This window comes from Pseudomonas sp. GW821-FHT02B10 (assembly GCF_059421865.1).
This window is the reverse complement of sequence record NZ_JBWKVU010000002.1, coordinates 498,772-523,654: the sequence shown is the minus strand read 5'-3', so window position 1 is coordinate 523,654 and position 24,883 is coordinate 498,772. Positions and strand designations below refer to the sequence as shown.

Here is a 24,883-nt window from a genome sequence, read left to right as displayed (position 1 = left end):
CTCCTACGGTGAGGGGCCTCAGTCGCCCGTGGCGACCGCGCGCTGCGGATCGGTGATCCATTCGCTCCAGGAGCCGGCATACAGCCTGCCCAGGGGATAACCGGCCAGGCACAGGGCGAACAGGTTGTGACAGGCGGTCACGCCCGAGCCGCAGTACGCCACCAGCTCGCTCGGCGAACGCTCGCCCAGCTTCGCGGCAAAGCGCTTCTTGAGCTGATCGGCCGGCAGGAAACGGCCGTCGCTGTCCAGGTTATCGGTGAAAGCCGCGCATTGCGCACCGGGGATATGTCCGGCCACCGGGTCGATCGGCTCCACCTCGCCGCGAAAACGTGGCTGGCCGCGGGCGTCGAGCAGGGTCAGGGTCGGCTGGCCGAGGCGCTTTTGCAGTTGCTCGACAGTCAACAACAGAGTTTTGTCAGGCTGGCCCGTGAAATGGCCGAGAACATTGGTCGGTGGATCCAGGCTCAACGGCAGGCCCGCGGCGTGCCAGGCTTTCAAGCCGCCGTCGAGAATGAATACGCCGTCGCGCTTGCCCAGCCAGGCCAGCAGCCACCAGGCGCGGGCGGCATAGGCACCGGGGCCGTCGTCGTAAAGCACGATGTCGCTGTCGGCGTCGATGCCCCAGGCTTGCAGGCGCGCGATCAACGTCGCCGGTTCGGGCAACGGATGGCGCCCGGTCACGCCCTTGACCACCCGGCCACTGAGGTCGCGTTCCAGATCGGCAAAATGCGCGCCGGCCAGATGCCCCCCGGCATAACTGCGCTGGCCGTAATCCGGGTCTTCCAGAGAAAAACGACAATCGAGAATCACCAGCCCGGGCTGCTCCAGGCGAGCGGCCAATTGCTGTGGACTGATCAGTTGCGCGATGGGCATGACGGGCTCCAGTAATTGAACGATGACTTGATCCAGATCCTACTGCACTTCTTCCAGGGCTTGCCCCAGGGGCACGTAAAACTCGTCGTATAGCGCGTCGACCGCCTCCCGGGCCTGGTCGGTGACAAATCCGGCCTCCAGCACCAGCACCTGGTACACACCGCGCTTGATGGCTTCTTCGCTCAGGTGCGCGGAGTTTTCCCGGGTGGTGCACAAAAAACGCACCCAGGAGGTAAGGATGATCCAGGCATTGAGGGTCAGGGATTCGATCTGCACCTTGTCCATCCGCAGGATGCCGGCCTCGACGAAACCTTCGTAGATCGCCGTGCCGTGGATCAGGCAGCGCTGGGAGAAGCGCCGATAACGGGCGGCCAGTTCGGCGTCGCTGTCGAGCAGGTGTTCCAGGTCACGGTGCAAGAAGCGATAGCGCCACATGGCGGCCAGCAGCTCCTGCAGGTAATAGCGCTTGTCCTCGACGGTCACGGTACGGCCCTGGGGCAGGCGCAGGAAGCTGTCGACCAGGGCTTCGTACTCGCAGAACAGCACGGCGATGATCGCCTGCTTGTTGGGGAAGTGGTAATACAGGTTGCCCGGCGAAATCTCCATGTGGGCCGCAATGTGGTTGGTGCTGACACTGCGTTCGCCTTGCTGGTTGAACAGCTCCAGGCTGTTCTGGACGATACGTTCGCGGGTTTTTATGCGTGGGGCCATGAGCGTGGGCTTTAATCGAGAAGGCGTTGCCCGGCATCTTACGACCTATCCCCAACGGGATAAATCAAAGCCGGCCCGGGATGTCATTTGACATTTTAGAGCATAAACTCTAAAAATCTCCCACCCACAAAAACCGGAGCCGCCCATGTCTGCCGAAATCGCCTACTTGCCGGAAGCCCACCAGCAGTTGGATGAGCTCCACCGTCTGTTCGCCGCCCAGCGCCAGGCCTTCGCGGCCAACCTCATGCCGCCCGCCGCCCAGCGCCAGCAATGGCTCAAGAGCCTGCGCGAGCTGCTCGACAGCGAACGCCAGGCCCTGATCGATGCCATCAGCGAAGATTTCAGCCATCGCAGCGCCGACGAAACCCTGCTCGCCGAAATCATGCCCAGCCTGCATGGCATCCACTACGCCAGCAAACACCTCAAGGGCTGGATGAAACCTTCGCGGCGCAAGGTCGGCGTGGCCTTCCAGCCGGCCTCGGCCAAGGTCGTCTACCAGCCATTGGGCGTGGTCGGGGTGATCGTGCCGTGGAACTACCCCCTGTACCTGGCCATCGGCCCGCTGGTGGGCGCGCTCGCCTCCGGCAACCGGGTGCTGCTCAAGCTTAGCGAATCGACCCCCGCCACCGGCCTGCTGCTCAAGCGCCTGCTGGCCAAGGCGTTCCCCGAGGACCTGGTCGCCGTGGTGCTGGGCGAAGCCGACGTGGGCGTGGCCTTCTCCCGGCTGCCCTTCGATCACCTGCTGTTCACCGGCGCCACCAGCATCGGCAAGCATGTGATGCGCGCCGCGGCGGAAAACCTGACCCCGGTGACCCTGGAGCTGGGCGGCAAGTCTCCGGCCATCGTATCCGACGACGTACCGCTCAAGGACGCCGCCGAACGCATCGCCTTCGGCAAGACCATGAACGCCGGCCAGACCTGCGTCGCCCCGGACTACGTGCTGGTCCCGGAACACCGCGTCGGCGCCTTCGTCGACGCCTATCGCCAGGTGGTCCGTGGTTTCTTCCCGACCCTGGTCGACAACCCCGACTACACCGCGATCATCAACCCGCGGCAGCTGGCGCGCCTGAACAGCTACATCAGCGACGCCACCAGCAAGGGCGCGCTGCTGATCCCGCTGTTCGAAGAGAACCAGGAACGGCGCATGGGCCACAGCCTGATGCTGAATGTCAGCGACGACATGACGGTGATGCAGGATGAGATCTTCGGCCCGATCCTGCCGATCGTGCCCTACACCGGCCTGGACCAGGCCTTCGCCTACATCAACCAGCGCCCTCGCCCGCTGGCGCTCTATTACTTCGGCTACGACAAGGCCGAGCAGGACCGGGTACTCAACGAAACCCACTCGGGCGGGGTCTGCCTCAACGATACCCTGCTGCACGTCGCCCAGGACGACATGCCGTTCGGCGGCATCGGCCACTCGGGCATGGGCCATTACCACGGTCACGAGGGTTTCCTGACCTTCAGCAAGGCCAAGGGAGTGCTGAGCAAGCAGCGCCTGAATGCCGCGCGGCTGATCTACCCGCCCTATGGCAAACCGATCCAGAAGCTGATCCAGAAGCTGTTCATCCGTTAACCAGACCATTGCGGGTAATAACAATAATGACTCCCAGCCTGCCTGCCGCACCCGTACTGTCGCGCCGTGGCCTGTTGAAAATCGGCCTGTGTGCCAGCGCGTTCCTGACCACCGCCGGCCTCGGCGCCAGCCTCAGCGGTTGCTCGTCCAGCACCCCTGCCAGCGGCTTTGCCGCATTGCGCAGCAGTGACCTGCCGATTCTGCGGGCGCTGCTCCCGGTCATGCTCGACGGTGCCGTGGCCGCCGAGAAGCTGCCGGCGGCGCTCGACGCCACCCTGAAAAGCCTGGATTACAGCCTCGACCACCTGTCGCCGGAAATGCTCAAGCTCACCCAGCAGCTGTTCGACGTGCTGGGCATGGGCATCACGCGCGGCCCCCTGACCGGCATCTGGGGCAGTTGGGAAAACGCCAGCGCCGACGATATCCGGCACTTCCTCAAGCGCTGGGAAACCAGCTCTCTCAGCCTGCTGCGCATGGGCCACGCGTCCCTGCTGCAACTGGTGATGATGGCCTGGTACAGCCGCCCCGAATCCTGGGCCCATTGCGGTTATCCCGGGCCGCCCAGGATCTGAAGACTGCTCGCTCTGTAGCCGCTGCCGAAGGCTGCGATCGGCTCCGCAGGAGATGCGCTCCTAAATCCTACGGACCTTGTCGCAGCCTTCGGCAGCGGCTACACAAGCACCCAGAAGCCCCAGAACAACTAGAGAGTGCCTGATATGCCTGTACCCGATCTGTTTCGCGAAGGCCTGGCCCGAGGCTGGAAAACCTACAACGGCGCGCAATTGCAGGAGGACCTGACCCTCGAAGCGGATGTCGCCATCATCGGCAGCGGCGCGGGCGGCGGCACCACCGCCGAGATCCTCAGCGCCGCCGGCTACAAGGTGCTGCTGATCGAGGAAGGGCCACTCAAGACCAGCGACGACTTCAAGATGCTCGAGGACCAGGCCTACGCCAGCCTCTATCAGGAAGGCATCGGCCGCATGAGCAAGGATGGCGCCATCACTATCCTGCAAGGTCGCGCGGTCGGCGGCACCACCCTGATCAACTGGACGTCCAGCTTCCGTACCCCTGAGCCGACCCTGGAGCACTGGGCCAAGGAGCACGACGTCAAGGGCCACAGCCCGGCCGAGATGGCCCCCTGGTTCGCGAAGATGGAGCAACGCCTGGGGATCGCCCCGTGGATCATGCCGCCCAACGCCAACAACGACGTGATCAGGATCGGCTGCGAGAAACTCGGCTACAGCTGGCACGTGATCCCGCGCAACGTGCGCGGCTGCTGGAACCTCGGCTATTGCGGCATGGGCTGCCCGACCAACGCCAAGCAGTCGATGATGGTCACCACCATTCCCGCGACCCTGGAGAAAGGCGGCGAACTGCTGTACCTGGCCCGCGCCGAGCGCCTGCAGATCAAGGACGATCGGGTCGAAAGCCTGCTCTGCCTGGCCATGGACGAGCGCTGCGTGGCGCCCACCGGGCGCACCATCAAGGTCAAGGCCCGGCACTATGTGCTGGCCGGTGGCGGGATCAACAGCCCGGCCCTGCTGCTGCGCTCCGACGCGGCCGACCCGCACAAGCGCCTGGGCAAACGTACCTTCCTGCACCTGGTGAATTTTTCCGCCGGGCAGTTCGACCAGGTGATCAACCCCTTTTACGGGGCGCCGCAGTCGATCTACTCCGATCATTTCCAGTGGCTGGACGGCACCACCGGCAAAATGTCCTACAAACTCGAGGTGCCGCCGCTGCAACCGGCGCTGGCCGCCACCCTGCTCGGCGGTTTCGGCCCGCAGAGCGCCCTGAACATGCAGCAGTTGCCCCATACCCATGCCATGCTCGCGCTGCTGCGCGACGGTTTTCACCCGGACAGCAGCGGCGGCAGCGTGGAACTGCGCGGCGACGGCTCGCCGGTGCTCGACTATCAGGTCTCGGACTACGCCTGGGATGGCGTGCGCCGGGCCTTTCATAGCATGGCGCAGATCCAGTTCGCCGGCGGCGCCAAGGCGGTCATGCCAATGCACAGCGATGCCCGCTACGTGAAGACCCTGGCCGAGGCCAAGACACTGATCGACGGCCTGAACCTTGCGCTGTACCGCACCCGCCTGGGCAGCGCCCATGTGATGGGCGGTTGCGCCATGGGCGAAGACCCGAAAAACGCCGTCGCCGACAGCCTGGGCCGGCATCACCAGCTGGCCAATCTGTCGATCCACGACGGTTCGCTGTTCCCCACCAGCATCGGCGCCAATCCGCAACTGTCGGTCTACGGCCTGACCGCGCAACTGGCCACGGCCCTGGCCGAACGGCTGAAAAGCGGGTGAAAACGCCGCTTATTTTCGTCGTCTATAGTGCTTTCTTCCGTCACAGGCGACTTGGCCGACCGGAAAGGCTGCGATACCATCCGACTCCCCAACGGACTCCCGCCAGGACGACGCGATGAACCGAGTGTTGTACCCAGGTACCTTCGACCCTATTACCAAGGGCCATGGCGATCTGGTCGAACGCGCCTCGCGCCTGTTCGATCATGTGATCATCGCCGTCGCCGCCAGCCCGAAGAAAAACCCGCTTTTTCCCCTGGAACAGCGTGTGGAACTGGCTCGCGAGGTCACCAAGCACCTGCCGAACGTTGAAGTCGTCGGTTTTTCCACGCTGCTGGCGCATTTCGCCAAAGAGCAGAACGCCAATGTCTTCCTGCGGGGGCTGCGGGCGGTTTCGGACTTCGAATACGAATTCCAGCTGGCCAACATGAACCGCCAACTGGCGCCGGACGTGGAAAGCCTGTTCCTCACGCCGTCGGAGCGTTATTCGTTCATTTCCTCGACCCTGGTCCGGGAAATCGCGGCATTGGGCGGCGATATCAGCAAGTTCGTGCATCCGGCCGTGGCCGACGCCCTGACCCTGCGCTTCAAGAAATAACCCCCGCGGGAGCTCGCGCAGCCCGCGCCAGCTCCCGCGCAGTCACCCTGCAAACGCCCCTCCCATCGCGCCCGCGTGCACTGCGCTCGCCAATGCGGCACAATTGCGCCATTGGTTTTTCAAATGCCTGGGCCCGCCGCCCCGGCCGGAGTGCCCCATGTCCCTGATCATCACCGACGATTGCATCAACTGCGACGTCTGCGAACCCGAGTGCCCGAACGCCGCGATTTCTCAAGGCGAAGAGATCTACGTGATCGACCCGAACCTGTGCACCCAATGCGTCGGCCACTATGACGAGCCGCAATGCCAGCAGGTCTGCCCGGTGGATTGCATCCCGCTGGACGAGGCCCACCCGGAAACCGAAGAAGAGTTGATGGCCAAGTACCGGAAGATCACCGGCAAGGCATAACACAGCCATCGAGACTTGCGACCGTAGCCGCTGCCGAAGGCTGCGATCGGCCGAAACGGCCGCGACGCCAGTAAGATCGCCACAGGTCCTACGGACCTATCGCAGCCTTCGGCAGCGGCTACAGGCGATCAGCTCTGGCATTTAGGGCAATACACGCTCGCACGCTGCCCCAGCTTGACCTCTCGCAGCCCCGTGCCACAGACCTTGCAGTGTTCCCCGCCGCGCCCGTAGACAAACAGTTCCTGCTGGAAATAGCCCGGCTGCCCGTCGCCGCCGATAAAGTCGCGCAGGGTGGTGCCGCCGCGCTCGATGGCCGCGGCCAGGATGCGCTTGATCTCGATCGCCAGCTTCAGGTAGCGCGCCCGGGAAATCCCCTTGGCTTCGCGACGCGGATCGATGCCGGCGGCGAACAGCGCTTCGGTCGCATAGATGTTGCCCACCCCCACCACCACCGCGTTGTCCATGATGAACGGCTTGACCGCCATCGAACGTCCCCGCGACAGCTGATACAGGCGCTCGCCGTCGAACAGGTCGGTCAGCGGCTCCGGCCCCAGGCGGATCAGCAGTTCGTGGTTGAGCGGGTCCAGGCTCCAGAGCATCGCGCCAAAGCGCCGCGGGTCGGTGTAGCGCAGGGCCAGGCCGGACTCCAGCTCGATGTCGACGTGCTCGTGCTTGGCCGCCGGCAAGCCGACCTCCACCAGGCGCAGGTTGCCCGACATGCCCAGGTGACTGATCAGGGTGCCGACTTCGGCATTGATCAGCAGGTACTTGGCGCGGCGCTCGACCTTGACGATCTGCTGGCCGGACAGGCGCACATCGAGGTCCTCCGGAATCGGCCAGCGCAAGCGCCGCTCGCGCACGATCACGCGGCTGACGCGTTGCCCTTCCAGGTGCGGCGCGATACCGCGCCGGGTGGTTTCGACTTCCGGTAATTCAGGCATGTGCGCCTCGTGTTCTCTATAACGTGGTCGGGAATCAGTGCGCGCCCAGTTCGCGCACAGTTTCCTTGAGGTTCTCGAAGTCGTAGTCGGACAGGCCGACGTAATCGAGGATCAGATGGCCGATGCTGTTCCATTCATGATCATCGACCTGATTGCCCAGCACCCGGTAGGACGCGCAGATATGCTCGGCCATTTTCAGGATCGCCAGCAGGTTCTTCAGCTGGCTGTTGCGCGACGACTCGTCGCTGAAGATCGCCAGGGCGTTATGGTGATTGGCGATGGCATTGGTCACGTGCTCCGGCAGGCGCCAGGACTTGGCCGTGTAGTAACCGACCACCGCGTGGTTGGTATTAAACACACGGTTTTCCGTATCCACCACGCGGTTCTCGGGGCCCGCGCTGGCGTAGGCCTCTTCCAGCACCGTCATGTAGTCGGGGAAGCGCTTGAGCATCAGCGGCACGCCGCAATCGTGGAACAGGCCCAGGGCATAAGCCTCGTCGACCGCTTGCGAGCCGGTGCGCTTGGCCAGGGTCAGGCAGGTCATCGCCACATCCTGGGCGGTGTCCCAGAAGCGGTTGAGGGTGACGATGGTTTCGTCGCTCATCTCGCCCTTGATCGACTGCGCGTTGATCAGGTTGATGATCGAACGGCTGCCCAGCAGGTTCACCGCGCGCTGGATCGAGGCGATCTTGTTGCTCAGCCCGTAATACGGCGAGTTGACGATTTTCAGCAGGGCGCCGGAAAGGCCCGGGTCCTGGGAGATCAGCCGCGCGATCACTTCCAGGTCGGGGTCGGGCATGTACTGCTCCATCTGCAAATCCACCATGATCTGCGGTTGGGGCGGCACACTGATGCCTTGCAGGGCCTGTTGAATCTGTTCGGCGGAAAGCTCTTGGGACATCGCTTGGGACATAGGTACGCACTCTGGGCTAGGCGGCGATTCTAACCCTTTAGATAGCGCCCATGGCCAGCCGAAAGGAACTTTACAACGGGCGCCTCGGGGCAATGCCGGGCCGGCGCGGGATATCCACGGCGGGTTTGCCCTGTCACCGCATATCCACTCGCCAGCCTCTCGGCGAGCGCAACACGTTATACTCCCGCTCTTTTTTCCGGAGCGACGTCATGTCCCTGCCAAGCCTGCGCCTCAAAGCCAACGCCGATCGCCGCCTGCGCGCCGGCCACCTGTGGGTCTACAGCAACGAAATCGATGTAGCCGCCACCCCACTCCACGGCTTCAAGGCAGGCGACCAGGCAGTGCTGGAAGCCGCCGGCGGCAAGCCGCTGGGCGTCGTCGCCATGAGCCCGAACAACCTGATCTGCGCCCGCCTGCTGTCGCGCGACGCCAAGCTGGCGCTGGACAAGTCGCTGCTGGTGCACCGCCTGAACGTGGCGCTGTCGCTGCGCGAGCGCCTGTTCGACAAGCCGTTCTACCGCCTGGTGTACGGCGACTCCGACCTGCTGCCGGGCCTGGTGGTCGACCGTTTCGGCGACATCCTCGTCGTGCAGCTGGCTTCGGCGACCATGGAACAGCACAAGGACGACGTGATCGCCGCCCTGGTCCAGATCCTCAAGCCAAGCGGCATCCTGTTCAAGAACGACTCCGCCGCGCGTGATGCCGAAGGCCTCAACCGCTACGTGGAAACCGTGTTCGGCCTGGTGCCGGAGTGGGTCGCCCTGGAAGAGAACGGCGTGAAGTTCGAGGCCCCGGTGATGGAAGGCCAGAAAACCGGCTGGTTCTACGACCACCGCATGAACCGCGCCCGCCTGGCGCCTTACGCCAAGGGCAAGCGCGTACTGGACCTGTTCAGCTACATCGGCGGCTGGGGCGTGCAGGCCGGCGCCTTCGGTGCCAGCGAAGTGTTCTGCGTCGATGCCTCGGGTTTCGCCCTTGACGGTGTCGAGCGCAACGCCGCGCTCAACGGCATCGCCGAGAAAGTCACCTGCATCGAAGGCGACGTGTTCGAAGCCCTGAAAGAGCTCAAGGCCGCCGAAGAGCGTTTCGACGTGATCGTCGCCGACCCGCCCGCCTTCATCAAACGCAAGAAAGACCTGAAGAACGGCGAAGGCGCCTACCGCCGCCTGAACGAACAGGCCATGCGCCTGCTCAGCAAGGACGGCATCCTGGTCAGCGCGTCGTGCTCGATGCACCTGCCCGAAGACGACCTGCAGAACATCCTGCTCACCAGCGCCCGCCACCTGGACCGCAATATCCAACTGCTGGAGCGCGGCGGCCAGGGCCCGGACCATCCGGTACACCCGGCCATCCCGGAAACCCGCTACATCAAGAGCATCACCTGCCGCCTGCTGCCTAACAGCTGAGCCTGACTGGACGCCCCTTGCCCCTCGCGGCAAGGGGCGCCCAAGCCGATTGCCCCCTCCTCACCCAAGACTCAGCGCTCAGGCGACCTGTGCCCGACGGCGCGCGCACCATAAATTGCCGAGGAACATGGCGCCGGAGAACGCGAGTGTCGGTGCGGCAAAAAACGCCAGGGACAGCAACCCGCTCTTGAACGGGTCGAGGTGGCGGTGCTGGATCCATAGCTTGAACAGCCACTGCACCAGCCAGGGCATCGGCAAAGCCAGCAGCACCCAGGCACCGTTAGCCAGCAGGCGCCGCCACAGGTCAGCACGCCCCCGCAGCAGCGTGGCACTGAGCAGGGTCATCAGCAGCAGGCCGGCCATCACACCCAACCCCACGCCAAGGGTGAAGGGCAGGCCACGACAGGCCCACACCAGCCCCGCCGCACCCAGCGCCACCAGCAGCATCGCGATCCAGATCCGCGGCTGGCGTCGCTGCTCGGCCAGCAGCTGCAGCAGCCCGCCGCCCGCCAACAGGGCAGCCGCCAGCGCGGCCATGGTGACACCGGACAAGTCGCTGTAGAGGACGGTCCACATCAGCAGCAGGCCCTGCGCCAGGCCGATGGCAAGGTAGAACCTCAGGGATCGCAGCGTCGCGGACATTCCAGCTCCATTGGAAGGTGATCGAAGGCCGGCGAGTCTAAACCAGTCCCTGATCGCCGGCTGCCCATTTACATATCCAGGCATTCGACGCCGTAGAGCGGCCACGGCATTCCTTCCTGGCGCCAGCGGTGTAGAATCGCGAGATTCATCGCCAGTCATCCCCCGGCGGGTTTATGAGCTCAGGCTGAGGCGCGCGGCGATCCCGCGGCGTCATCGGCAGCTTCAGGACACACGGCCATTTCTGAGTGTTCCAGGGGTCAATAGAAGCTCACTCCCCATTTGTTACCTGATTAGCCGCCCGGAGTGCTCCATGCCTGATTACCGCTCGAAAACATCCACCCACGGCCGCAACATGGCCGGCGCCCGCGCGCTGTGGCGCGCCACGGGGATGAAAGATGACGACTTCAAGAAGCCGATCATTGCCATTGCCAACTCCTTCACCCAGTTCGTCCCGGGCCATGTGCACCTCAAGGACCTGGGCCAGCTGGTCGCCCGCGAAATCGAACGCGCCGGCGGCGTGGCCAAGGAATTCAACACCATCGCCGTGGATGACGGTATCGCCATGGGCCACGACGGCATGCTGTATTCGCTGCCGAGCCGCGAGATCATCGCCGACTCCGTGGAGTACATGGTCAACGCCCACTGCGCCGACGCCATCGTCTGCATCTCCAACTGCGACAAGATCACCCCCGGCATGCTGATGGCCGCCCTGCGCCTGAACATCCCGGTGATCTTCGTTTCCGGCGGCCCGATGGAAGCCGGCAAGACCAAACTCGCTTCCCACGGCCTCGACCTGGTCGATGCCATGGTGATCGCCGCCGACTCCAGCGCTTCTGACGAGAAGGTTGCCGAGTACGAGCGCAGCGCCTGCCCGACCTGCGGCTCCTGCTCCGGCATGTTCACCGCCAACTCGATGAACTGCCTGACCGAGGCCCTGGGCCTGGCCCTGCCGGGCAACGGTTCGACCCTGGCCACCCACAGCGACCGCGAACAGCTGTTCCTGCAGGCCGGCCGCACCATCGTCGAGCTGTGCAAGCGCTACTACGGCGAGAACGACGAGTCGGTGCTGCCGCGCAACATCGCCAACTTCAAGGCGTTCGAGAACGCCATGATGCTCGACATCGCCATGGGCGGTTCGACCAACACCATCCTGCACCTGCTGGCCGCCGCCCAGGAAGCCGAGATCGATTTCGACCTGCGCGACATCGACCGCCTGTCCCGCAGCGTGCCGCAACTGTGCAAGGTGGCGCCGAACATCCAGAAGTACCACATGGAAGACGTGCACCGTGCCGGCGGCATCTTCAGCATCCTCGGCTCCCTGGCGCGCGGCGGCCTGCTGCACACCGACCTGCCGACCGTGCACAGCCGCAGCATGGAAGAAGCCATCGCCAAGTGGGACATCACCCAGACCAGCGACGAAGCGGTGCACCACTTCTTCAAGGCAGGCCCGGCCGGTATCCCGACCCAGACCGCATTCAGCCAGTCGACCCGCTGGCCGAGCCTCGACGACGACCGTGAAAACGGCTGCATCCGCAGCGTCGAACATGCCTACTCGAAAGAAGGCGGCCTGGCCGTGCTGTACGGCAACATCGCCCTGGACGGCTGCGTGGTGAAGACCGCCGGCGTCGACGAATCGATCCACGTCTTCGAAGGCAACGCGAAGATCTTCGAAAGCCAGGACAGCGCGGTGCGCGGCATCCTCGCCGACGAAGTGAAGGAAGGCGACATCGTCATCATTCGCTACGAAGGTCCGAAAGGCGGCCCGGGCATGCAGGAAATGCTCTACCCGACCTCCTACCTGAAGTCCAAGGGCCTGGGCAAAGCCTGCGCCCTGCTGACCGACGGCCGCTTCTCCGGCGGCACCTCGGGCCTGTCCATCGGCCATGCTTCGCCAGAGGCAGCGGCGGGCGGCGCCATCGGCCTGGTACAGGACGGCGACAAGGTGCTGATCGACATTCCGAACCGCTCGATCAACCTGTTGGTCAGCGACGAAGAACTGGCTGCCCGCCGCGTCGAGCAGGACAAGAAAGGCTGGAAGCCCGCGGAAAAACGCCCACGCAAGGTGACCACCGCCCTGAAGGCCTATGCCCTGCTGGCCACCAGCGCCGACAAGGGCGCGGTGCGCAACAAGGCGATGCTCGACGGTCTGTGATTGCCAGCCACTGAATGAAAATGCCCCGCCAAGTGCGGGGCATTTTTTTGTCTGGAGATCGGCCTCTGCGAGGCCTGTCGCGGGTAAGTCGGATCGCCGCCCGCTCGCTCCTACAGGCGGCACTGATCCTGTAGGAGCGAGGCTTGCCCGCGATGGATTCAACCCGTTCTTACTGAATGTCCTCCGGCTTGACGATCACCCAGTTCTTGTCCGCCGTCACCGGCAGCCCTTCCTTGGCCTGGGCCGCGGCGTGCTTGGCCATCATGCCGTTGATCTGGGCCATGTACTTGTCCTTGCGGTTGACCCACAGGTGGATGCCGCCCTTGGCCACGTCGACACCGTGGAACAGCATGTAGCCATCGCTGGTCGGGGTGTCGCCGCCCACCAGTACCGGTTTTTTCCACTCGTCGATGTAAGTCAGGATCGCCGCGTGCTTGCCGGCCATCCAGGTCGCCGGGGTCCACAGGTAAGGGGTCAGTTCCAGGCCGAGGTTGGCCTTCTCGTCATACTTGCCGGCGGTGATCTGCTTGCGCGCGGTGGTCAGCTCGCCGGTCTTGCGGTCCTTGAGCAGGGTGGTCACGCCGATGACGTTCTGCGGCTTGACGTTGTAGCCGTACTTCGGATCGGACGCGACCATACGCACCAGTTCCTCGGAGGCGGCGGTCATCACGTAGACCTCGATGCCGTTCTCCATCAGCTTGTTGTACAGCTCTTTCTGGCCGGTGAAGATTTTCGGCGGATTGATCTCGGTGTTCTTGACCACGTCGCCTTCGAAATAGGTGGCCGGTACCGGCTTGCCCGAGGCCATCAATTCGTCGACATAGCCCTTGAGTTCCTTGAGGGTGAAGCCGGAGAACACCTGCGCCACCCAGGGGTAGCAGACCATGTCGTCGATTTCACAGAGGCGGTAGTAATAGCTGAACAGGCTTTCCTTGTGCTCGGCGGTGTCCTTGAATGGCATCAGCTTCAGGGAGGGGTCGAGGGTCTCGCGGGTGATCAGGCCCTTGTTCTCCATGAACGGCAGCAGCGACTCTTCCAGGTCGTAGCGGTAACTGGTGTTGTCCATGTCGAACACCGCGTAGTTACCCTTGTTGGCGTTGGCCGCGATCATCGCGTCCAGTTGCTTGGCCTGGTCCGCGGGCCAGTGCTGCAAGTCGGTGGCGAGAACCTGGCCGGCAAGGCCCAGGCAGAGTGCGGCAACCAGAAATTTCGGAGCGAGTTTCATCGGCGTTTTCTCCCTGATTTAAAGAGATCGACGCTAACAAATCGCTGTGACAATCCTCGCCTGTGGGCGACCGCCCGCGTCCTGATCCCGTCACCGGCATGTGCCTGAGCGTCAGCGGCTTATTCCAAAAACGACAGTCCCAATGCGTTTTTGATATTAATTCATTAGATATCAAGCTGTTAGGCTTACCGGTTCGCAATCGCAGCCACAAGCGATTGGCACAAGTCTTATCGGAGCCTTAATGAACCTGCCGCTGATCCTCAACCTGCTGGTGTTCCTCGCCTTGCTGCTGGGCCTGGCACAAACCCGTCACACCACCTGGAGCCTGGCCAAGAAGGTCCTGCTGGCGCTGGTGCTGGGCGTGGTTTTCGGTGTTGCCCTGCACGGCATCTACGGTGCCGGCAACCCCGTCCTGAAAACCTCCATCGGTTGGTTCGACCTGGTGGGCAACGGTTATGTGCAATTGCTGCAGATGATCGTGATCCCGCTGGTGTTCGCCTCGATCCTCAGTGCCGTGGCGCGCCTGCACAACGCCTCGTCCCTGGGCAGGATCAGCTTCCTGACCATCGGCACCCTGCTGTTCACCACCGCCATCGCCGCGCTGATCGGCATCGCCCTGACCAACCTGTTCGGCCTGACCGCCGAAGGGTTGGTGGCCGGCACCCAGGAAATGGCCCGCCTGCAGGTGATCCAGAACGATTACGCGGGCAAGGTCGCCGACCTGAATATCCCGCAACTGCTGCTGTCGTTCATTCCGCAGAACCCCTTCGCCGACCTGGCCCGGGCCAAGCCGACCTCGATCATCAGCGTGGTGATCTTCGCCGCCTTCCTCGGTGTCGCCGCCCTGCAGCTGCTCAAGGACGACGCCGACAAGGGCCAGAAAGTGGTCAACGCCATCGACACCCTGCAAGCCTGGGTCACCCGCCTGGTACGCCTGGTGATGAAGCTGACCCCTTACGGCGTGCTGGCACTGATGACCAAGGTGGTCGCCAGCTCCAACCTGCAGGACATCATCAAGCTCGGCAGTTTCGTGGTGGTGTCGTACATCGGCCTGGGCCTGATGTTCGTGGTTCACGGCCTGCTGGTGTCGCTGGCCGGGATCAACCCGCTGCGCTTCTTCCGCAAGGTCTGGCCGGTGCTGACCTTCGCCTTCACCAGCCGCTCCAGCGCCGCGAGCATCCCGCTGAGCATCGAGGCCCAGACCAGCCGCCTGGGCATTCCGCAGTCCATCGCCAGCTTCGCCGCCTCGTTCGGCGCGACCATCGGCCAGAACGGCTGCGCCGGCCTGTACCCGGCCATGCTGGCGGTCATGGTGGCCCCGACCGTGGGCATCGACCCGCTGGACCCGCTGTGGATCGCAACCCTGGTGGCGATAGTGACCTTGAGTTCGGCCGGTGTGGCCGGGGTAGGCGGTGGCGCGACGTTCGCCGCGCTGATCGTGCTGCCGGCCATGGGCTTGCCGGTGTCCCTGGTGGCGCTGCTGATTTCCGTGGAGCCGCTGATCGACATGGGCCGCACCGCGCTGAACGTCAGCGGTTCGATGACCGCCGGGGCGATCACCAGCCAGATCATGCAGCAGACCGATAAAGAAAAGCTCGATGCCGATGAGCATGCGGAGCTGGCGCAGGCTTGATCTTCCAGCCCCGTTCCGGGTTCACGCCCGGAACGGGGCTGCGACCTGTAGCCGCTGCCGAGCCCGCGAGGCTGCGATCGACTGCGAAGCAGTCGTAAAACCAGACAACCTGTTCTTCCTGAAACACCGCGTGCTCGGGTTTTGCGAGGACTTCGTCCTCGATCACAGCCTCGCAGGCTCGGCAGCGGCTACAGGGCTACGGGATTAAACCCTTTCCCAGACTTCGAAGCTGTAGGCCGGCTTGTCCCCTTGCGCTGGATTCGGCACGTTCGACACCAGTTGCCACTGGTTCAGGTCGAACTCCGGAAACCATGCATCGCCCTCCGGGCTCAGCGTCACGCGCGTCAGGTACAGGCGATCGGCCTGCTCCAGGCCCTGGGTATACAGCTGCGCACCGCCGATCAGCATCAGCTCGGTAACGCCCTGTTCCAGCGCCCACTCCTCGGCACGCGCCACCGCGGTGTCCAGCGACGGGTACACCTCGGCGCCTTCGAGCCGCAGGTCGGCCTGGCGACTGACCACGATATTCAGCCGCCCCGGCAGCGGACGCCCCAGCGAATCCCAGGTCTTGCGACCCATGATGATCGGCTTGCCCAGGGTGGTGGCCTTGAAGTATTTGAAATCCCCCGGCAAGTGCCAGGGCATGCTGTTGTCGACGCCGATCACGCGGTTTTCACCGAGGGCCGCGATCAGGCTGAGAGGGAGAGATTTTTTCATGCCGGCGAGGATACCAGAGGCTCGGTGCCCCGCAACGTACCCCGATCAGCGTGACAGCGGTTATGCTCAGCGCTCATTTGAGCAACGGAATGACGCGTGACAGCACTGACCCCACTGCAAAAACTCTGGCTCACCGAAGCCGTACGCCTGCGTGAAGAACACGCCGGCGCCCTGGAGGACCAGGAAGCCAATCGCCTGGCGCGCACCGCAGGTGGCGATCTGGCGAGCCGCCTCCAATACCGCGCGCTGTGGCTGGCCGAACGCGACGGCCTGGCCGCCGCCCTGCGCCACTGGGTCCAGGGCGCGCGCCTGGCGCTGTTGCTGATGGCCGTGTTGGCCATGGTCAGCGGTGCCGGCCTGGCCTTCGCCGCCCTGGGTAACGGGCAGGCGCCGGTCAACGTGTTCTGGGCCCTGGGCAGCCTGCTCGGCCTCAACCTGCTTCTGCTGCTGAGCTGGGCCATCGGCCTGCTGTTCGCCGGCGAACACGGCGCCAGCCTCGGCCGCCTGTGGCTGTGGCTCAGCGCCAAGCTCGCCCGCGACGCCAAGGCCGCGCAGCTGGCGCCCGCCCTGCTGTTGTTGCTGCAACGGCGCAAACTCAATCGCTGGGCCATCGGCACCCTGGTCAACGGCCTGTGGCTGCTGGCCCTGCTCAGCGCCGTGGCGATCCTGCTGATGCTGCTGATCACCAAGCGCTACGGGTTCTACTGGGAAAGCACCCTGCTCGGCGCGGATGCCTTCGTGGCGATCACCAACGCCCTCAGCGCCATACCCCGGGCCATAGGTTTCGGGGTACCGACCGTAGAGATGATTCACGCCAGCACCCGGGATGTTTACAACACTGAACTGGTGCGCCAGATGTGGGCCGTCTGGCTGGTGGCCTCGCTGATCATTTACGGCGTGCTGCCGCGCCTGCTGTTGATGCTGTTCTGTCGCTGGCGCTGGAGGCACGGGCAAGCGCGCCTGCGACTGGACCTCAACCTCCCCGGCTACAGCCAGCTGCGCGAAGCGCTGATGCCCAGCAGCGAACGCCTGGGGATCAACGATGCCGCCCCCGAACTGCTGCACCGCATCGAAGGCGGCGTCAGCGCGCAGGACAGCGATGGCGCCCTGCTGGTGGCCATCGAACTGGACGACCAGCGCCCCTGGCCACCGCAATTGCCGGCCACGGTGAAAGACGCCGGCATCCTCGACAGCCGCGAATCCCGGCACAAGCTGCTGGAACAGATGAGCCGCTTTCCGCCGGCGCGCCTGGCCATCGCCTGCGATCCACGGCGCTCGCCGGACCGTGGCAGCCTGGCGCTGATCGCCGAGCTGGCCCGCAGCGCCACTGCCACCCGGGTCTGGCTATTGCAGGCGCCGCCCGGCGAAGCGCTGGACGCCGAACGCCTGGGCGACTGGCATGTGGCGCTGCAACAGCTGGAGCTGCCATTCGCCGATTGCGCACCGCTGAACTGGCTGGAGACCGGGCATGACTGATCCTCGCAAACCGTCGTTGAAGCTGGCGGTGGTCGGCCACACCAACGTCGGCAAGACCTCCCTGCTGCGTACCCTGACCCGGGACGTGGGGTTCGGCGAGGTCTCCCATCGCCCCAGTACCACCCGCCATGTCGAGGGCGCGCGGCTGTCGGTGGACGGCGAACCGCTGCTCGACCTCTACGACACCCCCGGCCTGGAAGACGCCATTGCCCTGCTCGACTACCTGGAACGCCTGGAGCACCCCGGCGAGCGCCTGGATGGCCCGGCCCGCCTGGCGCGGTTTCTCGAAGGCAGCGAGGCGCGCCAGCGTTTCGAACAGGAAGCCAAGGTGCTGCGCCAGCTGCTGGACTCCGACGCCGGGCTGTATGTGATCGACGCTCGCGAGCCGGTACTGGCCAAGTACCGCGACGAGCTGGAAGTCCTCGCCAGCTGCGGCAAGCCGTTGCTGCCGGTGCTGAACTTCGTCAGCAGCGCCAGTCACCGTGAGCCGGACTGGCGCGAAGCCCTGGCCCGCCTGGGCCTGCACGCGCTGGTGCGCTTCGACAGCGTGGCACCGCCGGAGGATGGCGAGCGGCGGCTGTATGAAAGCCTGGCGTTGCTTTTGGAAAGCTCGCGGCCGCAGCTGGAACGCCTGATCGCCGACCAGCAGGCGCAACGCCTGGCCCGCCAGCAAAGCGCCGCGCGTCTGATCGCCGAACTGCTGATCGATTGCGCCGCCTGCCGGCGCAGCGTGGTCAGCGAGGTCGAGCAGGAACAGCAGGCCATCGGCGAACTGCGCCAGGCCGTGCGCCAGCGCGAACAGCGCTGCGTCGAGGCGTTGCTCAAGCTCTACGCCTTCCGCCCGCAGGATGCCGCCGCCAGCGATGTGCCGCTGCTCGACGGACGCTGGGGCGATGATCTGTTCAACCCGGAAACCCTCAAGCAACTGGGCGTGCGGGTCGGTGGCGGGATCGCCGCCGGCGCGGCGGCCGGGGCCGGCGTCGATCTGCTGGTGGGCGGCCTGACCCTGGGCGCGGCGGCCCTGGCCGGGGCGATTGCCGGTGGCGCGCTGCAAACCGCCCGCAGCTACGGCGGCCGCCTGCTGGGCAAGCTCAAGGGCCAGCGCGAACTGACCGTGGACGACAGCGTGCTGCGCCTCTTGGCCCTGCGCCAACGGCAACTGGTGCAGGCGTTGAATGTGCGCGGGCATGCGGCGCTGGGCAGCATCCAGCTGGCCACGCCCCAGGACCAGAGCTGGCGCGAGGGCAAGCTGCCAGAGGCGCTGAACAAGGCCCGCGCCCACCCGCAGTGGTCGTCGTTGAACCCGGCGCCGCGCCTGAGCCAGGCCGAGCGCCAGGAGCAGATCGAGGTATTGGCGCAGAAGCTGGTGGTCGACAGTTAAGCCTGCGGCGCCCCCGCCTACGTCATCGCGAGCAAGCTCGCTCCTACAGAACATGCGTTCCCCTGTAGGAGCGAGCTTGCTCGCGATAGCTGTCCCCCGGGCACCGCAGGACTCGGATCAGACCGCCAACAACCGCACCGCCTTGTCCTTGAGCACCTGCAAATCCATCACTGGCACCCACAGCTCCTTGGCCTGTTCGTCCCAATGGCGCAGGCGCAGGCTGACCGCGCACAGTGGGTCCTGTTCGAAGGTCCGGGCCTCTTCGGCGCTCATCACCCCGCCCTGGTATTCCAGGGTGCGCCGGCTGGCTTGGCTGAGCCGCTCGTAGTAGCCCGGCTCCTTGCAGGTCAGGTAACGCTTGGCCTGCACGTGGTACTCCACCAGCCGCGCCAGGCGCTCGCTGAAACCGGCGCGGCGCAGGTAGTCGGCGCCCAGCCGCTCATGGCCGGCCACGCCGAAACCGCCCATGTTCTCGGCATCCTGCCCACAGATATGCCCGATATCGTGGAAGAACGCCGCCAGCACCACTTCGTCGTCGAAGCCCTCGGCCATGGCCAGTTGTGCGGCCTGGGACATGTGTTCGATCTGCGACACCGGCTCGCCGATGTAGTCGCTGTCGCCAAAGCGCTCGTACAGGCCGAACACCTCGGCGATCCGCTGCTCAGGCCCCATCAGGCTTCCTCCAGCAAACGGGCGATATTGCCCTCGGCCATGGCCGGGCCGACGCTCATGCCCACGCCGCTGTGCATCAGGGCCACGCTGACCCCGGCGGCCGGGCGCAGGAACGAAAACGGCCCCGGGCCGCGGGCGCCATAGACACCCTGCCAGCGCTCGATCACCTGCACCTTGCAGCCCAGGGTGTGCTCGGCCAGCTCGAGCATCCAGGTGTCCACCTGCTCGGCATTGAACGGCGACGGGTCGCTGCCGTAATGGTGGGAGTCGCCGATGATCAGCTCGCCATAGGGCGTCGGGCTGATCAGCAGGTGGATGCCGTTTTCGTGCAGGTGCGGTGCGTCCCGCATGATCTGCGCCTGCACCGCCGCCGCTTCGGGCAGGTCGGCAAAGGCGCCGTAATGCACGCAGCTCAGGCCGGTGAGCAACGCGTGTTGCAGGTCCAGCTGCACCTCGGGCCGGGCGCGGAGCATTTGCAGGCGGCAGACCTGCGGCGCCAGCGCGGCAATCGGTTCGGCCAGCAGGGTCTGGTAGTCATGCCCGGAACAGACCAGGATCTGCCCCGCGCGAAAGCTGCCGGCGGTGCTGTGCAACTGGCCGGGCTCGATGTCGCGCACCAGGGTGGAGAAATGAAACTCCACCCCCAGGTCGCGGCGCAGGTAGTCGATCAGCATCGGCATGGCTTCGCGGGAATACAGCTGTTGGTCATCCAGGCCATGCAGCGCCGCGCGATGATGGCGGAAGCGGCCGCCGTACAGATCGTTCAACGCCGCGCCGCGTAGCAGTTCGACCCGGTAGCCGTGCTCCTGCGCACGTCCGGCGCAGAAGGCCTGCAGCAATTGCTCCTCGGCCTCGGTGCGGGCGAACAGGTAAGAGCCGTTGCGCTTGAGCGGCAGGCCGGCCAATTGCGCCCAGTCGCCCCAGATGCCGCGGCTGGCCCTGGCCAGGTCGAGCATCACGCCCGGCGGCTGGCCGGTCACCAGGGCCTGGCCGAAATTGCGCACCGACGCGCCCAGGGGCGTGGCGCTGCGCTCGAAAACCTTGACCCGCAAACCGCGCTTGGCCGCGGCATAGGCATGGGACAGCCCGAGGATGCCGGCGCCGACGATCAGCAGGTCGTTGTGGTTGCTCATGGGTGTGGTCCTTGGGAAATGACCTCTACGAGGTGAATCGCGAGCAAGCTCGCTCCTACAAAGGCCAACCCTGTAGGAGCAGCCGGTCGACGCTCGATTGCTCGCGATAGCGGTCTATTGGTTACTGGGCGGCGACCTTCTCGGACTTGCCGTCATAACGCTTGCGCCACTCGGCGAGGATCTCGTCGCGGTTCTTCGAGGCCCAGGCGAAGTCGTTCTTGATCAGGCGCTGCTCGTAGTCGGCCGGCAGTTCGGTCTGCGGCTTGGCGATCCCCGGCTGGGCCAGCACGGCGAAGTTTTCCTTGTACAGCTCCATGGCCGCGGGGCTGGCGGAGAAGTCGGCGAGCTTCTTCGCCGCTTCTTCATGAGGGGTGCCCTTGATCACCGCGGTGGCTTCGATTTCCCAGCCCAGGCCTTCCTTGGGCAGCACGATGTCCAGCGGCGCACCCTGGCGCTTGAGCTGCACGGCCGGGTATTCGAAGGAGATGCCGATCGGGAATTCGCCGGCCGCCGCCAGCTTGCACGGCTTGGAACCGGAGTGAACGTACTGGCCGATGTTCTGGTGCAGGTCGTCCATGTACTGCCAGCCCTGCTTCTCGCCGAAGGTCTGCAACCAGGCGCTGACGTCGAGGAAGCCGGTGCCGGACGAGGCCGGGTTGGGCATGACGATCTTGCCCTTGTACTCAGGCTTGGTCAGGTCCTGCCAGCTCACCGGCTTGGTCAGGCCCTGTTTTTCGGCTTCGACGGTGTTGAAGCAGATGGTCGCGGCCCAGACGTCCATGCCGACCCAGGCCGGCGGGTTGGCGGCGTCGCGGTAGTTGCCGCCGATCTTGCCCAGATCCTTCGGTGCATAGCTTTGCAGCATGCCCTGCTGATCGAGGATCGCCAGGCTGGAAGCGGCCAGGCCCCACACCGCGTCCGCCTGCGGCCGGGCTTTTTCCGCCAGCAACTTGGCGGTGATGATCCCGGTGGAATCACGCACCCATTTGATTTCCACATCCGGGTTGGCGGCTTCGAAGGCTTGCTTGTAGCTCTTGAGCTGTTCGGCTTCGAGGGCGGTATAGACCGTCAGTTCGGTCTTCGCGGCAAAGGCGTTCATGCTGAAGGCAGTGAGGACAACAGCGGCAACAGCCAGGGGCTTGAACATGGTGCGGTTCCTTTCTGGAGTGGGGGCTTGTTAGTGGGGGTTGGGCAGAGTCAGTGACCGGGCGCGCTCTGCCTCCAGGCCTGGGAGCGGCGCAGCAAACCGCGCGAAGCCCAGGCCAGGAGCAGGGACACGCCCGCCGAGGTAAAGAGGATCAGGGTCGACATGGCGGCCGCGCCGCCGACGTTGCCGGCGTCGTCCATGTTCAGCACCGCCACCGCCGCGAGGATGGTGTCGGGGCTGTAGAGGAAGATCGCCGCCGAGACGGTGGTCATGGCCGAGACGAACAGGTAGCGCAGAATGTCCAACAGCGCCGGCAGGCAGATCGGCACGGTGACCCGCAGGTAGTGGCGATACAGCGGTGCCTTGAGCGACAGCGCCGCAGCCTCGAACTCGGCGTCGAGCTGGCGCAGCGCGGTGGTGGCGGTCATCTGCGCGGTGGTCAGGTAGTGAGCAATGGTGCACACCACCAGCAGGGTCATGCTGCCGTAGAACACATGCAGCGGGTTGCCGCTGAGGTTGAAGAAGAAGACGTAACCCAGGCCCAGCACCAGGCCCGGCACCGCCATCGGCACGAAACTGAGCATGCGCAGCGCCAGGTTGAGGCCGCGCTGGGTGTGGGTCTTCTCCATCAGGTAGGCGCCGGTGAAGATCAGCGCGCTGCCGATCAGCGCCGTGCACAGGGCCATGGTCAGGCTGTTGCGGTAGGCCAGCCAGCCGCCGCCGGCGGTGTCGTTGAACTGGTAGTGGTTGAGCGACAGCGAAAGGTTATAGGGCCAGAACTTCACCAGCGACGAGAACACCGCCATGCCGAACACCAGCAGCAGCGCCGCGCAGATCAGCAGCACGATCGCCAGGTAGCAGCCGTCTCTCACGCGAGAGGGCGCCGGTTTGAAGACCTGGGCCCGGCCGCTCATGGAGTCGCCATGGCGACGGCGCAGCCAGGCATCGACGCCGAAGCTGAACAGCGCCGGCAGCAACAGCACCATGCCGATCAAGGCGCCACGGCCGAACTGTTGCTGGCCGACCACCGCCTTGTAGGCCTCCAGCGCCAGCACCTGATAGTCACCACCGACCACCACTGGCACGCCGAAATCGGTGATGGTCAGGGTGAATACCAGGCAGAACGCGGCGAACACCGCCTGCCGGGTGGCCGGCCAGGTGATGCTGCGAAAGGCCTTGGCCGGGCTGGCGCCCATGCTCGACGCGGCATCGAACAGCCGCGCATCGGCCAGGGACAGGGCCGACAGCAGGATCATCAGGGCGTGGGGAAAGGTGTAGATCACCTCGCCGAGAACGATGCCCCAGAAGCCGTAGATATTGTCCGAGAGCAGGCCACGGAGCAGGCCCTGGTTGCCGAACAGATAGACCAGGGCGATCCCCGGCAGCATCGACGGCGCCATCAGCGGCAGCAGCGACAGGCCGCGCCAGATCGCCTTGCCGGGAATCAGCGTGCGTTGCAGGGCATAGGCGAACAGGTAGGCCAGCGGCACCACGATGGCGGCCACGCTGAGGGAGACTTTCAGGCTGTTGCCCAACAGCCAGTGGAAGTTGGTGCTGGTCACCAGCTCACGGGCCGCAACCAGGCCACCGCCCTGCCCGGCTTCGCCGCTGAAACCGCGCCAGAAAATCGCCAGCAACGGCAGCAACACCGCCAGGCCCAGCAGCATCAGCAGCACCAGCTTGCCGCCGAGCACGAAGAGGCGGTCGCCGATTTGCGCACGGGCCGCCTGGCGCGCCCGTTTTGCGGGTAGCGGCAGGCTCAGTTCAACGGCCATCTCAGGCAAACACCTGCAGGCTGCGCGGTGGCAAGGCGACCCAGATGTCCTGGGCACCGAGGCGCGGCATGGCTTCCGGGGCCAGCTCGGCCAGCAGCGGATGGCCGGGCAATTGGTTGAGTTCGAAGCTCATGCGGCAGCGGTTGCCGAGGAAGGTGATCTCCCGGACCTTGGCCGGGAACAGGTTCTCCTCGTGCACCGGCGGATTGACGCTGATCGCCTCCGGGCGGCAGAACAACCGGCCCGAAGCGGCCTTGCCGGAGTCGGCCGCCAGCCGCACATTCATCCCACCAACCTGGGCGTGGCTGTCGCTGCTGCGGCGGAACGGCAGCCAGTTGCCCTGGCCGACGAACTCGGCGACGAACGGGGTGGCCGGGCGATCGTAGATTTCCTGCGGCGTGGCGTATTGCTCGACCTTGCCGTTGTTCATCACCGCGATGCGGTCGGCCATCAACATGGCCTCGTCCTGGTTGTGGGTGACCATCAGGGTGGTGATGCCCAGGCGCCGCTGCAGCTGGCGCAGCTCGGTGCACAGGTGCTCGCGCACCCGCGCATCCAGCGCCGACATCGGTTCGTCCAGCAACAGCAACGAAGGCGCCGGGGCCAGGGCGCGCGCCAGGGCCACCCGCTGCTGCTGGCCGCCCGACAGCTGGCCGGGGTATTTCTTTTCGCTGCCGGTCAGGCCCACCAGTTCCAGCATTTGCGCCACGCGCTTGCGCACTTCGTCGCGACCGCTGCCGGCCAGGCCATAGGCAATGTTGGCTTCGACGCTGAGGTTGGGGAACAGCGCATAGGACTGGAACAGAATGCCGTAGTCCCGGGCCTGGGGCGCCAGGTGCGAAACATCGCGGCTGCCCAGGTACAACTCGCCCCGGTCCTGGCGCTCGAGGCCGGCGATGCAACGCAGCAAGGTGGTCTTGCCGCAGCCCGACGGGCCGAGCAGGCACACCAGCTCGCCGGCCGCCACGTCCAGGGAGACGTTATCCAGCGCGGTGAAAGCGCCAAAGCGTTTCTGCATGCCGCGCACTTTCATCGGCGCGCCGGGGTTGCTCAGGGCAGTTGCGATCGGGTTGTTCATGGACGGGCCTCATCAAGCAGATGCAGGCCATCCTAGGGAACGAATGCGTAGTTACTGTGGCAGTGAGGCAAAAGCTGCCGATAGTGGTATTGGCGGATTTGGGTTCAAGAGAACGC

Annotated in this window: 22 protein-coding genes; 10 read left to right on the top strand and 12 right to left on the bottom strand. The window is 65.1% G+C overall.

All coding sequences use genetic code 11. From position 1 onward, the window contains the following. Positions 1 to 18: 18 nt before the first annotated feature. Positions 19 to 873, bottom strand: a complete 855-nt coding sequence (locus AC07VU_RS06255) for a sulfurtransferase (protein ID WP_495029619.1) — start codon at positions 871 to 873, stop codon at positions 19 to 21. A 39-nt stretch (positions 874 to 912) separates the two neighbouring features. Next, positions 913 to 1,584: a TetR/AcrR family transcriptional regulator gene (locus tag AC07VU_RS06250; RefSeq protein WP_274304936.1), complete on the bottom strand. Its 672-nt coding sequence runs from the start codon at positions 1,582 to 1,584 to the stop codon at positions 913 to 915. Between the two features lie 145 nt (positions 1,585 to 1,729). Here AC07VU_RS06250 and AC07VU_RS06245 point away from each other — a divergent pair, with 145 nt between their 5' ends. The 5 genes from AC07VU_RS06245 (at position 1,730) to AC07VU_RS06225 (ending at position 6,476) form a co-directional block, all read left to right on the top strand. Then, positions 1,730 to 3,160 (top strand): coniferyl aldehyde dehydrogenase, encoded by a 1,431-nt coding sequence (locus AC07VU_RS06245; protein WP_457275159.1) that lies wholly within the window; start codon positions 1,730 to 1,732, stop codon positions 3,158 to 3,160. Positions 3,161 to 3,186: 26 nt separating this feature from the next. Next, complete coding sequence (locus AC07VU_RS06240) at positions 3,187 to 3,732, top strand: twin-arginine translocation pathway signal protein (protein WP_277589790.1); 546 nt, start codon at positions 3,187 to 3,189, stop codon at positions 3,730 to 3,732. A gap of 144 nt (positions 3,733 to 3,876) precedes the next feature. Next, positions 3,877 to 5,472 (top strand): GMC family oxidoreductase, encoded by a 1,596-nt coding sequence (locus tag AC07VU_RS06235; protein ID WP_457275160.1) that lies wholly within the window; start codon positions 3,877 to 3,879, stop codon positions 5,470 to 5,472. Positions 5,473 to 5,587: 115 nt separating this feature from the next. Then, the gene (coaD, locus tag AC07VU_RS06230) at positions 5,588 to 6,067 is read left to right on the top strand and encodes a pantetheine-phosphate adenylyltransferase (RefSeq protein ID WP_003229157.1); all 480 of its coding nucleotides are present in this window, start codon (positions 5,588 to 5,590) and stop codon (positions 6,065 to 6,067) included. Positions 6,068 to 6,224: 157 nt separating this feature from the next. After that, on the top strand, positions 6,225 to 6,476 hold the full coding sequence (locus AC07VU_RS06225; RefSeq protein WP_007921257.1) for a YfhL family 4Fe-4S dicluster ferredoxin: 252 nt from the start codon (positions 6,225 to 6,227) through the stop codon (positions 6,474 to 6,476). A 128-nt stretch (positions 6,477 to 6,604) separates the two neighbouring features. On the opposite strand, the gene mutM is transcribed toward AC07VU_RS06225, so the two are convergent. Beyond that, the gene (gene mutM / locus AC07VU_RS06220; protein ID WP_457275161.1) at positions 6,605 to 7,417 is read right to left on the bottom strand and encodes a bifunctional DNA-formamidopyrimidine glycosylase/DNA-(apurinic or apyrimidinic site) lyase; all 813 of its coding nucleotides are present in this window, start codon (positions 7,415 to 7,417) and stop codon (positions 6,605 to 6,607) included. Between the two features lie 34 nt (positions 7,418 to 7,451). Further along, complete coding sequence (locus AC07VU_RS06215) at positions 7,452 to 8,264, bottom strand: HDOD domain-containing protein (protein WP_164485217.1); 813 nt, start codon at positions 8,262 to 8,264, stop codon at positions 7,452 to 7,454. Positions 8,265 to 8,539: 275 nt separating this feature from the next. On the opposite strand from AC07VU_RS06215, the gene AC07VU_RS06210 reads away from it, so the two are divergent. After that, positions 8,540 to 9,736, top strand: a complete 1,197-nt coding sequence (locus AC07VU_RS06210) for a class I SAM-dependent rRNA methyltransferase (protein ID WP_495029618.1) — start codon at positions 8,540 to 8,542, stop codon at positions 9,734 to 9,736. Between the two features lie 78 nt (positions 9,737 to 9,814). Here the strand turns inward: AC07VU_RS06210 and AC07VU_RS06205 are convergent, their stop codons facing one another. After that, positions 9,815 to 10,378, bottom strand: coding sequence for a hypothetical protein (locus AC07VU_RS06205; RefSeq protein WP_457275163.1), 564 nt, complete (start codon positions 10,376 to 10,378; stop codon positions 9,815 to 9,817). Between the two features lie 310 nt (positions 10,379 to 10,688). Here AC07VU_RS06205 and ilvD point away from each other — a divergent pair, with 310 nt between their 5' ends. After that, positions 10,689 to 12,530, top strand: coding sequence for a dihydroxy-acid dehydratase (ilvD, locus tag AC07VU_RS06200; RefSeq protein ID WP_457275165.1), 1,842 nt, complete (start codon positions 10,689 to 10,691; stop codon positions 12,528 to 12,530). A gap of 169 nt (positions 12,531 to 12,699) precedes the next feature. On the opposite strand, the gene AC07VU_RS06195 is transcribed toward ilvD, so the two are convergent. Then, positions 12,700 to 13,755, bottom strand: a complete 1,056-nt coding sequence (locus AC07VU_RS06195) for an HAD family hydrolase (protein ID WP_087092467.1) — start codon at positions 13,753 to 13,755, stop codon at positions 12,700 to 12,702. A gap of 241 nt (positions 13,756 to 13,996) precedes the next feature. Between AC07VU_RS06195 and AC07VU_RS06190 the strand changes: the two genes are divergently transcribed. Then, the gene (locus AC07VU_RS06190) at positions 13,997 to 15,388 is read left to right on the top strand and encodes an L-cystine transporter (RefSeq protein WP_457275166.1); all 1,392 of its coding nucleotides are present in this window, start codon (positions 13,997 to 13,999) and stop codon (positions 15,386 to 15,388) included. 204 nt (positions 15,389 to 15,592) lie between these two features. On the opposite strand, the gene AC07VU_RS06185 is transcribed toward AC07VU_RS06190, so the two are convergent. Beyond that, positions 15,593 to 16,105, bottom strand: a complete 513-nt coding sequence (locus AC07VU_RS06185) for a dihydrofolate reductase (RefSeq protein ID WP_274304943.1) — start codon at positions 16,103 to 16,105, stop codon at positions 15,593 to 15,595. Between the two features lie 96 nt (positions 16,106 to 16,201). On the opposite strand from AC07VU_RS06185, the gene AC07VU_RS06180 reads away from it, so the two are divergent. After that, entirely contained in the window at positions 16,202 to 17,581 is a 1,380-nt protein-coding gene (locus AC07VU_RS06180; RefSeq protein WP_495029617.1) for a DUF2868 domain-containing protein, read from the top strand. Beyond that, positions 17,574 to 18,962, top strand: coding sequence for a GTPase/DUF3482 domain-containing protein (locus AC07VU_RS06175; RefSeq protein WP_274304945.1), 1,389 nt, complete (start codon positions 17,574 to 17,576; stop codon positions 18,960 to 18,962). Before AC07VU_RS06180 ends, AC07VU_RS06175 begins: the two co-directional genes overlap by 8 nt. 117 nt (positions 18,963 to 19,079) lie before the next feature. Here the strand turns inward: AC07VU_RS06175 and AC07VU_RS06170 are convergent, their stop codons facing one another. From AC07VU_RS06170 to AC07VU_RS06150, 5 genes are all read right to left on the bottom strand, one after another. After that, positions 19,080 to 19,634 carry a phosphonate degradation HD-domain oxygenase gene (locus AC07VU_RS06170; RefSeq protein ID WP_274304946.1) on the bottom strand — a complete coding sequence of 185 codons (555 nt, stop codon included), beginning with the start codon at positions 19,632 to 19,634 and terminating at the stop codon, positions 19,080 to 19,082. Continuing rightward, positions 19,634 to 20,767 carry a TIGR03364 family FAD-dependent oxidoreductase gene (locus AC07VU_RS06165; RefSeq protein WP_274304947.1) on the bottom strand — a complete coding sequence of 378 codons (1,134 nt, stop codon included), beginning with the start codon at positions 20,765 to 20,767 and terminating at the stop codon, positions 19,634 to 19,636. Before AC07VU_RS06165 ends, AC07VU_RS06170 begins: the two co-directional genes overlap by 1 nt. A 121-nt stretch (positions 20,768 to 20,888) precedes the next feature. Continuing rightward, positions 20,889 to 21,914 (bottom strand): putative 2-aminoethylphosphonate ABC transporter substrate-binding protein, encoded by a 1,026-nt coding sequence (locus tag AC07VU_RS06160; protein ID WP_274304948.1) that lies wholly within the window; start codon positions 21,912 to 21,914, stop codon positions 20,889 to 20,891. A gap of 50 nt (positions 21,915 to 21,964) precedes the next feature. Beyond that, positions 21,965 to 23,689 (bottom strand): putative 2-aminoethylphosphonate ABC transporter permease subunit, encoded by a 1,725-nt coding sequence (locus tag AC07VU_RS06155; RefSeq protein ID WP_495029616.1) that lies wholly within the window; start codon positions 23,687 to 23,689, stop codon positions 21,965 to 21,967. 1 nt (position 23,690) lies between these two features. Continuing rightward, complete coding sequence (locus AC07VU_RS06150) at positions 23,691 to 24,767, bottom strand: putative 2-aminoethylphosphonate ABC transporter ATP-binding protein (protein WP_007921288.1); 1,077 nt, start codon at positions 24,765 to 24,767, stop codon at positions 23,691 to 23,693. Between the last annotated feature and the right edge of the window lie 116 nt (positions 24,768 to 24,883).

What these genes read in the sequence shown, in the direction of transcription:
- AC07VU_RS06240 (WP_277589790.1), top strand. Translation starts at nt 3,187, where the DNA reads ATGACTCCCAGCCTGCCTGCCGCACCCGTACTGTCGCGCCGTGGCCTG.
- AC07VU_RS06175 (WP_274304945.1), top strand. Translation starts at nt 17,574, where the DNA reads ATGACTGATCCTCGCAAACCGTCGTTGAAGCTGGCGGTGGTCGGCCAC.
- AC07VU_RS06160 (WP_274304948.1), bottom strand. Translation starts at nt 21,914, where the DNA reads ATGTTCAAGCCCCTGGCTGTTGCCGCTGTTGTCCTCACTGCCTTCAGC.
- ilvD (WP_457275165.1), top strand. Translation starts at nt 10,689, where the DNA reads ATGCCTGATTACCGCTCGAAAACATCCACCCACGGCCGCAACATGGCC.
- AC07VU_RS06165 (WP_274304947.1), bottom strand. Translation starts at nt 20,767, where the DNA reads ATGAGCAACCACAACGACCTGCTGATCGTCGGCGCCGGCATCCTCGGG.
- AC07VU_RS06170 (WP_274304946.1), bottom strand. Translation starts at nt 19,634, where the DNA reads ATGGGGCCTGAGCAGCGGATCGCCGAGGTGTTCGGCCTGTACGAGCGC.
- AC07VU_RS06150 (WP_007921288.1), bottom strand. Translation starts at nt 24,767, where the DNA reads ATGAACAACCCGATCGCAACTGCCCTGAGCAACCCCGGCGCGCCGATG.
- mutM (WP_457275161.1), bottom strand. Translation starts at nt 7,417, where the DNA reads ATGCCTGAATTACCGGAAGTCGAAACCACCCGGCGCGGTATCGCGCCG.
- AC07VU_RS06235 (WP_457275160.1), top strand. Translation starts at nt 3,877, where the DNA reads ATGCCTGTACCCGATCTGTTTCGCGAAGGCCTGGCCCGAGGCTGGAAA.
- AC07VU_RS06205 (WP_457275163.1), bottom strand. Translation starts at nt 10,378, where the DNA reads ATGTCCGCGACGCTGCGATCCCTGAGGTTCTACCTTGCCATCGGCCTG.
- AC07VU_RS06190 (WP_457275166.1), top strand. Translation starts at nt 13,997, where the DNA reads ATGAACCTGCCGCTGATCCTCAACCTGCTGGTGTTCCTCGCCTTGCTG.
- AC07VU_RS06225 (WP_007921257.1), top strand. Translation starts at nt 6,225, where the DNA reads ATGTCCCTGATCATCACCGACGATTGCATCAACTGCGACGTCTGCGAA.
- AC07VU_RS06250 (WP_274304936.1), bottom strand. Translation starts at nt 1,584, where the DNA reads ATGGCCCCACGCATAAAAACCCGCGAACGTATCGTCCAGAACAGCCTG.
- AC07VU_RS06185 (WP_274304943.1), bottom strand. Translation starts at nt 16,105, where the DNA reads ATGAAAAAATCTCTCCCTCTCAGCCTGATCGCGGCCCTCGGTGAAAAC.
- AC07VU_RS06155 (WP_495029616.1), bottom strand. Translation starts at nt 23,689, where the DNA reads ATGGCCGTTGAACTGAGCCTGCCGCTACCCGCAAAACGGGCGCGCCAG.
- AC07VU_RS06245 (WP_457275159.1), top strand. Translation starts at nt 1,730, where the DNA reads ATGTCTGCCGAAATCGCCTACTTGCCGGAAGCCCACCAGCAGTTGGAT.
- AC07VU_RS06210 (WP_495029618.1), top strand. Translation starts at nt 8,540, where the DNA reads ATGTCCCTGCCAAGCCTGCGCCTCAAAGCCAACGCCGATCGCCGCCTG.
- AC07VU_RS06195 (WP_087092467.1), bottom strand. Translation starts at nt 13,755, where the DNA reads ATGAAACTCGCTCCGAAATTTCTGGTTGCCGCACTCTGCCTGGGCCTT.
- AC07VU_RS06255 (WP_495029619.1), bottom strand. Translation starts at nt 873, where the DNA reads ATGCCCATCGCGCAACTGATCAGTCCACAGCAATTGGCCGCTCGCCTG.
- coaD (WP_003229157.1), top strand. Translation starts at nt 5,588, where the DNA reads ATGAACCGAGTGTTGTACCCAGGTACCTTCGACCCTATTACCAAGGGC.